General features: G+C 56.9%; 15 protein-coding genes. 4 read left to right on the top strand and 11 right to left on the bottom strand.

All coding sequences use genetic code 11. The features are described 5' to 3' along the window. Positions 1-41: 41 nt before the first annotated feature. The 4 genes from JD108_RS05030 to cysK all read right to left on the bottom strand — a co-directional run bounded on the left by JD108_RS05030 (position 42) and on the right by cysK (position 4040). Positions 42-1103 carry a copper amine oxidase N-terminal domain-containing protein gene (locus JD108_RS05030; RefSeq protein ID WP_198828822.1) on the bottom strand — a complete coding sequence of 354 codons (1062 nt, stop codon included), beginning with the start codon at positions 1101-1103 and terminating at the stop codon, positions 42-44. 506 nt (positions 1104-1609) lie between these two features. Then, entirely contained in the window at positions 1610-1945 is a 336-nt protein-coding gene (locus JD108_RS05025; protein WP_198828821.1) for a YuzD family protein, read from the bottom strand. 33 nt (positions 1946-1978) lie between these two features. Then, the gene (locus JD108_RS05020) at positions 1979-3115 is read right to left on the bottom strand and encodes a bifunctional cystathionine gamma-lyase/homocysteine desulfhydrase (RefSeq protein WP_198828820.1); all 1137 of its coding nucleotides are present in this window, start codon (positions 3113-3115) and stop codon (positions 1979-1981) included. 1 nt (position 3116) lies between these two features. Continuing rightward, positions 3117-4040, bottom strand: a complete 924-nt coding sequence (gene cysK / locus JD108_RS05015; RefSeq protein WP_198828819.1) for a cysteine synthase A — start codon at positions 4038-4040, stop codon at positions 3117-3119. Between the two features lie 298 nt (positions 4041-4338). Between cysK and JD108_RS05010 the strand changes: the two genes are divergently transcribed. After that, positions 4339-4560, top strand: a complete 222-nt coding sequence (locus JD108_RS05010; RefSeq protein WP_003389720.1) for a NifU family protein — start codon at positions 4339-4341, stop codon at positions 4558-4560. Between the two features lie 25 nt (positions 4561-4585). Here JD108_RS05010 and JD108_RS05005 read toward each other — a convergent pair whose 3' ends face one another. The 3 genes from JD108_RS05005 to JD108_RS04995 are packed head-to-tail and all read right to left on the bottom strand — an operon-like array spanning position 4586 to position 7552. Beyond that, entirely contained in the window at positions 4586-5554 is a 969-nt protein-coding gene (locus tag JD108_RS05005; RefSeq protein ID WP_198828818.1) for an alpha/beta hydrolase, read from the bottom strand. Then, a complete protein-coding gene (locus JD108_RS05000; protein ID WP_198828817.1) occupies positions 5551-6510 on the bottom strand; it encodes a 2-hydroxyacid dehydrogenase in 960 nt (319 codons plus the stop codon). Before JD108_RS05000 ends, JD108_RS05005 begins: the two co-directional genes overlap by 4 nt. Continuing rightward, positions 6455-7552, bottom strand: coding sequence for a hypothetical protein (locus tag JD108_RS04995; RefSeq protein WP_198828816.1), 1098 nt, complete (start codon positions 7550-7552; stop codon positions 6455-6457). The genes JD108_RS05000 and JD108_RS04995 overlap by 56 nt, the downstream gene beginning before the upstream one ends. A gap of 123 nt (positions 7553-7675) precedes the next feature. On the opposite strand from JD108_RS04995, the gene JD108_RS04990 reads away from it, so the two are divergent. Continuing rightward, the gene (locus JD108_RS04990) at positions 7676-8191 is read left to right on the top strand and encodes a phosphatidylglycerophosphatase A family protein (RefSeq protein ID WP_198828815.1); all 516 of its coding nucleotides are present in this window, start codon (positions 7676-7678) and stop codon (positions 8189-8191) included. 50 nt (positions 8192-8241) lie between these two features. Here the strand turns inward: JD108_RS04990 and JD108_RS04985 are convergent, their stop codons facing one another. The 4 genes from JD108_RS04985 to JD108_RS04970 all read right to left on the bottom strand — a co-directional run bounded on the left by JD108_RS04985 (position 8242) and on the right by JD108_RS04970 (position 10498). Beyond that, complete coding sequence (locus tag JD108_RS04985; protein ID WP_198828814.1) at positions 8242-9027, bottom strand: TIGR01457 family HAD-type hydrolase; 786 nt, start codon at positions 9025-9027, stop codon at positions 8242-8244. A gap of 126 nt (positions 9028-9153) precedes the next feature. Then, positions 9154-9792: a helix-turn-helix transcriptional regulator gene (locus JD108_RS04980; protein WP_198828813.1), complete on the bottom strand. Its 639-nt coding sequence runs from the start codon at positions 9790-9792 to the stop codon at positions 9154-9156. A 92-nt stretch (positions 9793-9884) separates the two neighbouring features. Then, positions 9885-10319 carry a DUF86 domain-containing protein gene (locus JD108_RS04975; protein WP_198828812.1) on the bottom strand — a complete coding sequence of 145 codons (435 nt, stop codon included), beginning with the start codon at positions 10317-10319 and terminating at the stop codon, positions 9885-9887. A 74-nt stretch (positions 10320-10393) separates the two neighbouring features. Next, positions 10394-10498 carry an amino acid ABC transporter permease gene (locus tag JD108_RS04970; RefSeq protein ID WP_198828811.1) on the bottom strand — a complete coding sequence of 35 codons (105 nt, stop codon included), beginning with the start codon at positions 10496-10498 and terminating at the stop codon, positions 10394-10396. A 122-nt stretch (positions 10499-10620) separates the two neighbouring features. On the opposite strand from JD108_RS04970, the gene glpX reads away from it, so the two are divergent. Continuing rightward, positions 10621-11595: a class II fructose-bisphosphatase gene (gene glpX, locus JD108_RS04965; protein ID WP_198828810.1), complete on the top strand. Its 975-nt coding sequence runs from the start codon at positions 10621-10623 to the stop codon at positions 11593-11595. Between the two features lie 10 nt (positions 11596-11605). Next, on the top strand, positions 11606-11875 hold the full coding sequence (locus JD108_RS04960; RefSeq protein ID WP_198828809.1) for a DUF3055 domain-containing protein: 270 nt from the start codon (positions 11606-11608) through the stop codon (positions 11873-11875). The last annotated feature ends 78 nt before the right edge of the window (positions 11876-11953 follow it).

Genomic DNA, 11953 nt, shown 5'->3' with positions numbered 1-11953 from the left:
CAAGGGCGTAGAACATGACGCCGATCGCATTTCTGTTTGCGCTACGGCTTTCCTTTGGTTACCTCCGAATCCTTGATCCAAATCTTGCTGCCATCGGTATAGACCCCGCCGGAATCCCCCGACAGCACCAGGCTGCCATTGGGATTGCGGATCACCGCCCAATCGGCATCTCCCGGCCCGCCCGTCAGGATGATCGCCTGGTCAAAGCCCGGAACCTCGCCTGCTTTTGCCAGTCGCCATGTACCGGCCCCTTTCCCTTGGAGGGTGTGATTCATCTCATAGGTGCCATTTGGCTGGATAACCAAGGAGCCCGCACCTGCTCCCGGGGTGTAGGTGCTGGTGGCGTATTGCCCGGTATCCTGGTAGTAATAGCTCGTCATGCTGCCCGGTACCCAGAGGGACCATGCCCCGATGAATGCCGAGGCGTCCGCATGGGCGGTGGGCGCTGGCTGGGTCGGGGAGCCGCTCGCAGAGCTCGCCGCTCCCTTGAGCGTAATCGTCTGGGTCTGGGGATCAAAGGCGATCTCTTGCTGCAGGCTTTCCCCGATAAACCGCAGCGGCACGACCGTCGTGCCTTGGACGACCGTAGGGGCCGCTTCCAGCTTGACCGATTTTCCGTTTACGATCGCAATGGATTGATGGACCCACAGTTGAACCGTTTGTCCCGCCCGCGTCAATGTGATTTTCTGCTCGGTGGCCTCCCACTCCACATGGGCCCCCAATGCTTCGGCTATAAAGCGGAGCGGCACGAATGTTCTGCCCTGGATCGTCACGGGAGCCGTCTGCATCGTCACGGCCTTTCCGTTTACGTTTGCCGCGGAACTCCCCAGCTTGATCGTGATTAGGGTACTGGCCCCTGTGCCGACGGAAGCTGCAGGCTGCTGTTGCGGGGATTGGCCGCTCCACACTTCTGTCTTGGGTGGTTCACTCCACACTTCTGTCTTGGGCGGGTCGCTCCACACTTCGGTTTGGGCAGCCTCGCTCCACCTTTCCGTTTGCGGGGGCTCGCTCCAGGTGTCAGCCGAAGCTGTCGATCCAAACAGCATGCTCCCCAGGAATAGCCCCGCAGCCAACGCTCTTGTCCTAACTCGCAAACTTTTCACCCTTTCCTCTTTTGGTTCTGCCATCCGGTGCCGGAATAAAATCTGGATACATATAGTCAAATGATTGCAGGACATTGGAAGCATACCGGAGTGAGGCATTAGACTCATTATAACGAATATTCATAAAAATCACTTCTTCTATTTTCGCAGCCGGGTATGTAACGGAGCTGCGCTTCCCTGTCTGACCAAAGCCCTTGTGAGAGGGATATTGCGAAATGTCTCCACCCGGATTTTGCAGACAGTGTTTGCTACGCTCCGGATTGCGCCCTGCACGGATGCCGGAACTGCCCCGCTCCATAGCGCCTAAAGGTACGTAGCTGCCGAGAGAAGAATCATGCTCCCCTGCCCCGCTCCGGGTTCCGCCCTGCACGGATGCAGGGCGGAACCCGGAGCCAAGCAGGGAAACAGGCTTCTTCTCACCACGGCAACGATTGCACATTCTGAAAGCAAGAAAAAACGGCCAGACCGTTATCCGTCTGACCGTTTCGACAAGCTGTATTTATCGGTTATTCACTGTCCACTGTCGCAGCCACAGGCTGCAGGCCCATGCTCTCCAGCTTCTGGTAGATATCTTTGAGCTTTGGATTTCCCTCGCCGACAATTTCCCCGGAAATTACGACAAGCGGATACCACAAATCTTCCTCAATGATGCGCTTCGACCAGCTTTTGTCTTCCTCTGTCTCTGGCTGTTGAAAATCGCTGTAGGTGATGCTGACGCTGTCGCTCCCGTACTTGCGGCCGACAGCGGCTCGCAGCCACTCCGCTGTTTCCTTTGCCGATGGCAAATTGACACAACTGGCGCATAGCTGCTCCGTACCGTACACTTTGATTTCAACGCTCATGCTCGCTGCCCCCCGCCGTTTTCTTTCATCTTATCACTTGGAGAGAGCTTGATCCAGATCTTCAATCAGATCTTCGACGTCTTCAATCCCGACAGAGATGCGGACCAGGCCGTCTGTGATGCCCAGCGCTGCCCGGCGATCCGCCGGGATGGATGCGTGGGTCATCCGTGCAGGTACGCTGATCAGGCTTTCGACAGCACCGAGGGACTCGGCCAGCGTAAAGTATTTAACGCGGGTCAATACTTCATCGGCACGCTCTGCACTGCCGACATCAAAGGAGATCATGCCGCCAAAGCCGCGGCCTTGTTTTTTCGCCAGCTCATGCTGCGGGTGGCTGGGCAGGCCCGGATAGATCACGCGGCTGATGTCGCTGCGCTTGTTCAGCCAGTCTGCCAGCACGCGCGTATTCTGCTCATGCTCTTCCATGCGTACGCCCAGTGTTTTCATCCCGCGCAGGAGCAGCCAGGAATCCTGCGGTCCGAGGATGCCGCCGATGGCATTTTGCAGAAAATGAAGCTCTTCGCCCAATGCCGCTTCCTTGGTCACGACCAAACCGGCTACGACGTCGCTGTGTCCGCCCAGATACTTGGTCGCACTGTGGTAGACGATATCCGCCCCCAGGTCGAGCGGGTTCTGCCAGTACGGCGTCATAAAGGTGTTGTCTACGATGAGGAGCAGGTTATGTTCTTTGGCAATCTTCGACACCGCCGCGATATCGCTCACTTTAAGCAGCGGGTTGGTCGGCGTCTCCAGGATAATCGCCTTGGTTTCCGGGCGGATGGCCGCTTTTACCGCATCCATGTCGCCTGTATCGGCATAGGTGGCTTCCAGGCCCAGTCGCGAAAATACGCGGGTAATCACGCGGTACGTACCGCCGTACACGTCATCCCCGACGATGATGTGGTCGCCCTTGTTGAACATCGACAAAATCGTCGAAAGAGCGGCCATGCCGGAACCGAACGCCAGTCCGCGGGCACCGCCCTCCAGCTCGGCGATGTACGTCTCCAGCGCATGCCGGGTCGGGTTCCCCGTGCGGGAGTATTCGAATCCCTTATGCTGGCCGATGGCTTCCTGTTTGTACGTGCTGACTTGATAAATCGGGACCGAGACGGCTCCTGTATGCGGATCTCCCTCGATTCCTCCGTGGATCAAACGCGTTTTGATGCGCATCTTATACCCCTCCTTGATAGATTTTCTTGCTCAGATAGCGCTCGCTGCCATCGGCAAACAAGGTGACGATATGAGTTCCCGGCTTGGCGTTTTCCGCTTCTCGCAAAGCTGCTGCCAATGCCGCTCCAGACGAGCTGCCGGCGAGGATCCCCTCTTTGGCTGCCAGCTGCTTCACGAGATCAAATGCCTCGGTGTCCAAGATCGTATGGATCGCGTCAAAATAGCCCGTATCCATAAACGGCGGCAAGAACTCCATGCCAATGCCCTCCGTCTTGTGCGGACCCGGTTCGCCTCCGTTGAGGATGGAGCCTTCCGGTTCGACGATGACGGTCTTGATCTGCGGATTCCTCTCTTTCAGGTAACGAGCGGCTCCCATGAATGTGCCGCCGGAACCTGCCCCTGCTACGAATACATCCACTTTCCCTTCCATTTGTTCCCAAATCTCCGGCCCGGTCGTCTTATAGTGAGCGTCCGGGTTTGCCGGATTGGCGAACTGCTGCGGCACGAAGGCGCCGGGGATGCTGGCTGCCAGCTCTTGCGCTTTGGCGATCGCTCCCTTGATCCCCTTTTCGGTCGGGGTATTGACGACTTCTGCCCCCAGGGCCCGCATCAGCTCTTGCTTCTCCTCGGAGAACTTTTCCGGCACACAAAAAATGACGCGGTATCCTGTACCGACCGCCGCCAAGGCAAGTCCGATTCCCGTGTTCCCCGCTGTCGGCTCGATGATCGTGCCGCCCGGCTTGAGCTGCCCGCTCTCTTCCGCTGCCCGGATCAGCTCCAGGCCCAGTCTGTCCTTCACGCTGCCGCCCGGATTAAAATACTCCAACTTGGCGAACAAGCGGACGCCCTCCGGCAGCGAAAACTGTGACAATTCGACAATTGGCGTATTTCCGATCAGTTCTTTGATATTTCCGTATACGTTCACGGCACCAGACCCCTCATCTTTTCTGCGAAAAACGCCCCACTACCGTAAAAACCCAGCCTCGTCGACGTTTTTCAAGAAATTGTGATGCGACCTCTTGCGGTCCTCAAAACGGCTATGACCGTTTTGATGATATTCTGCTTTATTATAACATGCACCCCGGACAAAAAGTCCACGCTTCTTCCTTTCTTCGCCCAAATTCTGCAAACTGCAAACCAGGGGGATCCGGTCATGGATTTCTATTGACACGGGGATTATAATGGAAGGAGGAATGGAAAGGAGTGAGTACCCCATGGATAACATGTTCGATCAAGTGGAAGAAGTTTTGGATAAATTGCGTCCTTACCTCCAGCGCGACGGCGGTGACGTGCAGCTCGTAGACGTAGAGGATGGCATCGTCAAGCTTCGTTTGATGGGCGCTTGCGGCAGCTGCCCTTCTTCGACCATTACCCTCAAAGCTGGGATTGAGCGCGCCCTGCTGGAAGAAATTCCGGGCGTAAAAGAAGTACAGCAAGTATTCTAAGTGGGATACAAAGAGCCCTCCCCGGTCATTCGGCCGGCGAGGGCTTTTTTGCGTGGGAGACCAATCGAGGCGGGGACAGGCGCGAACTTCCCCAAACTCGTTCGAGAAAGGAAAGCACCTTCTGCTGGTATGCCTCCGGATCATGCGGATAGGTCCGCACATGGCCCGGTCCCGGGACGAGCCACAGCTCCGAGTGGGGGTGCCCCGCGTGCCGGTAGAGAAGCTCGCTATTGGAGCTGGGAACGGTCCGATCCCCCGTCCCGTGGATGAAGAGGATCGGCTTTTCCGCTTGTTTCACCGCTTCAAAAGGCCGGACATGCCGGGGATTTGCTCCCAGCATCAAGGGGCTCAGCGTCAGAATCAGCCCATTAAAGGGAAAACGGGGAAGGCCTGTCCACTGCGGCAGGTTTTCTTCCAGATACTCCTTGAGGGAGTAAAACGGCGAATCGGCGATAATCGCCTCCACTCTCGGATCGCGTCCCCCCACCAGCAGAGAGGTAGCCGCCCCCATCGAGAAGCCCACCAGTCCGATTCGTTGCCCCGGCCGGGTGCTCTCCACGTAATCGATCGCCCCCAGTAGGTCCTCCTGCTCCCGCAGTCCGATCGTCGTCAGGGCCGGCGAAGATTCCCCGCTGTTGCGAAAATCAAACATCAGCACGTCGTATCCGCTGGCTACCAGACGGGACGCGAGCGAGAGAGCAGGGAGATGCGGCTCCAGGCGATTTTGGCCATAGCCGTGAGAGAAAATCAGGGTCTGCCGGCGCTGTTCATTTCCGCCCGCTTGTGCCGGGAGATACCACCCTTTTATCGTAATCCCTCTCTCCCGACTGGGAAACGAGATCTCCTCGTACGTCTCCACCCCATACTCCTCGGGCCTGCTGTCTACCGGTTTGCCCAGAGGGTGGATCAGCTTCCACGTCACGCGCAGCGCCACATAGGCCGCGGCCGCCAAAGCGAGCAGGGCTGTCGCAAGCAGGATCTTCAGGAGTGTCATACCGGTGTGACGGGCTCCTTTCCTTCCAGCACTGCGCGGATGTTGGCCGCAGCCAGTTTGGCCATCTCCAGGCGAGTCTGGTATGTAGCACTGCCGATGTGGGGCAGTGCGACCACATTGGGCAGCGTGAGCAGCGGGTGATCCATCGGCACGGGCTCCTTCTGGAAGACATCCAGTCCGGCCGCCCAGATTTTTTTCTCTGCCAATGCCCGGTACAATGCCTCCTCATCCACCGTTCCCCCGCGGGACACATTGATAAAGACAGCAGTCGGCTTCATCAGGGAAAACTCCCGCTCGCCCATCATCTGTCTCGTTTCCGGAGTGAGCGGCGTGAGCATGACGACATAGTCAGACTCGCGCAGCAGATCATCGAGCTGTCTATACCCGGCGCCGACCCTCTCCTCCGATTCCGGCTTGGGGCGGCGGTTATGGTACAGAATCTTCATCCCGAAGCCTTGCGCTCTGCGGGCGACTGCTTCTCCGATTCGTCCCATGCCGATGATGCCCAGCGTCGAATGGTAGACATTTTGCCCGGCCAGCAGGTTCGGACTCCAGGAGGTCCATTCCCCCGCCAGCAAAAAGCGGTTCGCCTCCGTAATCCGGCGGGCTGTCGCCATCAGCAAGGCAAACGTCAGGTCGGCAGTCGCTTCCGTCAGCACATCCGGCGTATTTGTCACCGTCACGCCGCGTTTTTTTGCCGCTTCGGCATCGATATTGTCGTAGCCGACGGCCATGTTGGCCACGACCTTTAGGTTCTGCGCGCGCGTCAGCAATTCTTCATCTACGCGGTCCGTCAGCATCGTGAGGAGAGCTTCAGCCTGCTCTGCTTTTTGCAAAAAAACCTCTCTCGGGCAGGGGCGATCCTCCTCCCATACCTCTACTGCGGCAACTTCCCTTAGCTCATCGATTACTTCCCTGGCTAACTTCCTCGTCACATACACGAGCGGCTTCGTCATCATCAGACCTCCACAACCAATCAATTTGCGGGATGGGCACGCCATATCGCCGGTGAACCAGCAGCGGATACTGAATCAGCGCCTCTTCCATCCGCAGCAGCTCCTCATCCATTTGCTGCTGCCAGCTGTCCCCATCCACTTTCTGCTTCTCTTCGAGGGGCAGCTCCCGATACCCTTCCACCAGCTTCAGAAATCTTCCCGGATACAAGAGAAGACCGTAAATCACCGCATACTCGCTCTCCAACAGGGGCGTGACACTGTTGTAGCCGTCGAGAAAGGAGACGATGCTCTCCTCCTGCCACCCGTGACGCCGCACCACGGTCTTGATCCATTGGCCGATATCCCTCGTCCGCATATCCAGCACCCAGTTCCATTCCCCGGTCAGATACGGGCCGCGCTCCTCGTCCCAGAGCACGTAGCCGGGCTCGAAGTTTTGGTAGGCCACCTTGCCGCAAGCGGACGTCTCCTTGACCACTTTTTCGTAATCCGCGTGGTAGAGGTACTGGACGGCCGTCTCCCCGAGCTGGTGGACATAGGTATAGCTGGTCAACAGGTATACATCCAGAGGGCTGAGCGCTTCGGTCCATTCGTCCATTTCGTCGCGATAGCCTTCGTACTGGCGCAGTTTTTTCCTCCACATCGCCGGCCAGCTGCCAAGCGAACTGTACGGCAGGAAAAGCTTTTCCCCTTTCAAGCTGCCCGTCCCTTGGTGGAACCGGGCCAGCACCTGACCGCTTTCGAAGGAGGGATTTTCCGGCACCGTCTCCCTGACGCCCCGGTACAGATACAGGAGCTGATCTTCGTGGAGCATGTGCGGCTGTCCGTTGACCGTTTTCATCAGGCTGAGCGGGACCAGCTCTTTTCTCTCCTGCAGCTCTTTTCGCACCTGCTCGACGAATTTCTTCTTGTATTTATACACCGCAGGCGCTTCATAGAGATAAAACAGACCGCGGTCCGTCATCAGTTCGATCCCGGGTCCTTTTCTCGCCGCATGCGTCAGCGTAAAACCGTAAGACTCCTGCAGAAGCTGCTGATATTCCATTAGAACAACCCTCCTTTACACCTTCTCACCAAGCAGAGTATGTAAAAACGCCGGGATAGGTGCCTAGATCCCTGCGAATACTACCTTCGTGCCAATTCGTGCGAAGAGAAGGGGGTCTCTCTGATGAAAGAGTACAGTCCGCTCAACAGCATGACCTGCTATGACGTCACGCTGGAGCTGCTGCAGAAACGGGGCGTCGATGTCGACGACATTGCCGAGATCGTGCTGTTTTTGCAAAAGGACTATTTTCCTCATTTGACTCTGGAGGCTTGCCGAGAGAGCGTTCACGCCGTGCTGAGAAAACGCGAGGTGCAAAATGCCTTGATGACCGGGATTCAGCTGGACGTCCTGGCGGAAGAAAAGATGCTGTTCTCCCCGCTTCAGGAGATCATCGAGAGCGACGAGTCCCTGTACGGAATCGACGAAGTGATGGCCCTGGCCATCGTCAATCTGTACGGCAGCATCGGCTTTACCAATTACGGATACGTCGACAAGCTGAAACACGGCAAACTCCGGGAGTTAAATGGCAAGCGCAATGGCGTGCATACCTTCCTCGACGACCTGGTTGGCGCCGTTGCGGCCGCAGCCTCCAGCCGGATCGCTCACCGTCAGAAACAGGAGGAAGAATCCTGCACCTAGCTGCGCGGACCGAACTTCTCCCTGTCCGTCGGCGCTGCCGTGCTGTCCGGTCACGCCTGCTCGGCAATCATCCGCAGCCACTCCGTCAGATCGCGGGCGATATGCGTAGGCTGGCGGAGATGTCGGCGAGCATCCTCGGCGCTGGAGTATCCGGTGAGGACCAGCAGGCTGTCGATGCCGCTGCCCGCTCCCGCGTCGATGTCGGTATGCAGATTGTCCCCTACGATGAGCGTCTCCTCGGCGGGAGTGCCCAGCTTCTCCAGGGCCAGGCGCATGATGATCGCCTCCGGCTTCCCGATCACCACCGGCTCCTTGCCGGAAGCGACAGAAACGGCTGCGACCAGGGAGCCGTTTCCGGGTGAGAGCCCGTGCTCGGACGGCAGCGCTGCATCCCGGTTGGTGGCGATCAGTTCGGCCCCCTGGCGGATAGCGCGAGTAGCTGCGGCCAGTTTGTCGTAATCAAATTTGCGATCGATCCCCACCACCACGTAGCGAGGCTCCTTTTCCGTCAGTACAAAGCCCTGCTTGGCCATCTCGGCCCGCAAACCTTCCTCGCCGATGACGTAGACCGGCGTGCCGGGCGGGGCCTGCTTCGCCAGATAACGGGCCGTCGCCATGCCGGAGGTGTACACCTCGCCCGCTTCGGCGGGAATGCCCATCGCTTGCAGACGGGCCGCGACCTGCTCCGGCGAGGCAGCCGAATTGTTCGTCAGATAGAGATAGGGAATGCCAGCCTGGCGCAGATGCTCGATAAAGGCATCTGCGCCCGGAATCGCCTCACTCCCCCGATAAATCGTGCCGTCGAGATCAAGCAAATAGCCTCGATAGTTTTTCATGGGTTCCATCCACCTAACCTTCCAAAAGGCATTCGCCTCTGTCTGTCGTATCTTCCCTATGTATGAAAGAAAATCCACTCGAAATCGAGTGGATCGCAGGTATGGTTATGTCGAGACCGTACGGAGCTACGCCTCGCGCACCTCGCGTATGTCAAACACGCATTTTTCGCCGCCCTTGGCCATGCAGGAGGTTTGCTCCACTTCGGCCTTCAATACGCGGCGGAACAGAGAGAGCTCACAAGTGCAGGCCTGGTTGAATTCGCGGGCCACTTGGGAAATCGGGCAATTGTACTCCTTGATCGAATACTGCCCTTCCTCTTCGCCCTTTTCCCATTCTACCATATAGCCCTTCTCGTTTTGCAGCTCAGCCAGCTTGGCAACTCTCTCCTCCAAACTGCCCTGAATCTGCGGGCGGTATGCTTCCTCGAGCCGATTCTCCCGGCGGCGAAACAGCATTTCTACCTTTCCATTGCCATCTATATCCTGTAAATCTCGCAAGAAATCCAAGGTTAAGTGAGAATAATTGCGGGGAAACAGTTCGTCTGCTTCCTGCGACAGCGAATAGACATTGGTCGGACGTCCCATCGCCTGCCGGACCAAAGTGGACTTGATCAAATTGTCCCGCTCCAGCGTATTCAAATGGCGCCGTACGGCCATTTCCGTAATGCCCAGCTCCACAGCCATATCACTGACCGACAGCGATCCCTTTACCTTCAGCATGTTCAGGATCTGGTCGCGGGTTGATGTATTTTCATTATTGCTCATTCGTATCACCGCCCTTTCTTCTTATTGTACTGAACCGGGACACTTTAGTAAACAAAAGAAAGTGTTTTGTATATAAAATCCACGGAAGCCTGTCAGAACAGCTCCTTCTCCAGATAGCTCCGCACCGCAGGCTCGAATTGACGCAGCACCGGCAAACCTCTTCCGGCCAGCGCAATCATCGCTTCCTGTGGAACGTTGGTGTATTCATTGACCAAATACCTGCGGAATTCGACGACACTTGCAAGCACGCCGGCCTGCTCGTCCGATACGACTGTCTCATCCCGAAGAATTTCCACGATATCCGCATAGCTTCCCGGATCGCGCATGATAAATCCGTCAATCAGCGCATTGCCCGTGTCAATCACCGCTTCAATCGATAGATGAAGAGCTCTCTCCATCGCCGCCAGCGCGATCTCGTCCGCGAGCAGAGCCTCTTTGCCGCGGGCCGTCAAGGTCTCCAGGAGAGCAAGCATTCGGGACATTTGATCCAAAACCTCGTCGATCCGCTTTGTATTTACGTCGTACATGTTACATCCCCCTCATCCGATACTGCCTCTCTCCCGTTCGACGGGCTAAAGCCATGAGGCAAGTTCAACTGCTGTTATTGCTTCCGCTTCTTACGTTTTGCGTACCAAATGGTGATCGCAAAAGTGAGAATCAGGACAATCAGAACCAATTCCCCTTCCTGCAAATAGGAATTGCTCATGCTCTCACCCCTTTTCCACCATCAGTATACCAAAATTGGCCGGGCTGTCACGAAATCGGATTGATATTTATGTTACAATGAGGTTTAGGTTTTTGTCCGTATACGAATAAGGAGGAACAGAAGTGGAACGCGAACTGGCACTGGAAGTAGTGCGTGTAACGGAGATGGCCGCGCTGGCTTCTTCCCATTGGTTGGGACGCGGCAAAAAGAACGAGGCGGACGGAGCAGCCACGAATGCGATGCGGGCGATGTTCGATACGATTAACATGCGGGGCACCGTCGTCATCGGCGAGGGTGAGCTGGATGAAGCGCCGATGCTCTATATCGGCGAAAAGCTGGGGCATCCCGATTCGGCAGGGCCGGAAGTGGACGTGGCCGTCGATCCTTTGGAAGGGACGACCATCGTCGCCAAGGGGCATAACAATGCGATGTCCGTGGTGGCGATCGGGGATCGGGGCACGCTCCTGCACGCGCCGGATATGTATATGATGAAAATGGCCGTCGGCAAGCGGGCTGCAGGGAAAATCAGCCTGCACGACCCCGTCGAAAAAATGGTAAGAGTCGTGGCAGAGGCCAATAACAAGCGGATTCAGGATGTCACCGTCATCATCCAGGAGCGGGAGAGACATCAGGACATCATCAACGCTGTCCGGGAGACCGGCGCACGCGTCAAGCTGTTTGGCGACGGCGATGTCGGCGCTGCCATTGCAGCCTGCATGCCGCAGACGGGGATCGACCTCTTTCTCGGCATTGGCGGCGCTCCCGAAGGCGTGATCAGCGCAGCCGCGATCAAATGCCTCGAAGGCGATATGCAGGCACAGCTCAAGCCGCAAAATGAAGCGGAGCGTCAGCGCTGCATCAAAATGGGCTTGCAGGAACCGGAACAGCTCCTGACCTTGGATGACCTGGTAAAAGGTGACGACGCCATCTTCGCAGCCACCGGCGTCTCTGACGGGGAGCTGTTAAAGGGCGTACGCTATCTGGGGGACGACATCGTGGAGACCGATTCGATCGTCATGCGCGCCAAGACCAAAACCATCCGGTTTGTTCGCGCACTGCACCACCTTAACCAAAAACAGAATGTGATCGGGAAGTGAGGAAAAGAACATGTCTCAGGACCTTTTTTACCTGTACGATGACACCGAGGAGACGCGGACGCGCTTTGTCAGCTTTATGGCCGAAGCCACGCGCTTTGACCTGGCGATTACGACCACCAACCGTTTTTACGGGAAAAAACTGGTGGTTAACATCCAGAACGGCCGCTCCGCCATTATCGGAAGCGACGATCTGAAAGAAGAAGGCTATCTGGAGTTCGCTTTCAATCTGAGCGAAGCGGAAGCAGAGGAGCTTCGCTCTTTCCTCGAGTCCGTCGTCTAAATTCGGAAATACGAACCGCCATCGCGGAAGTAGGAACATGTCTATCGGCATGTTCCTTTTTTATGCAGACAGGTCCCG

Origin of the sequence: Brevibacillus composti (genome assembly GCF_016406105.1) — a bacterium.
Lineage (GTDB): Bacteria > Bacillota > Bacilli > Brevibacillales > Brevibacillaceae > Brevibacillus > Brevibacillus composti.
This window is presented reverse-complemented; position numbering and strand designations above follow the sequence as displayed.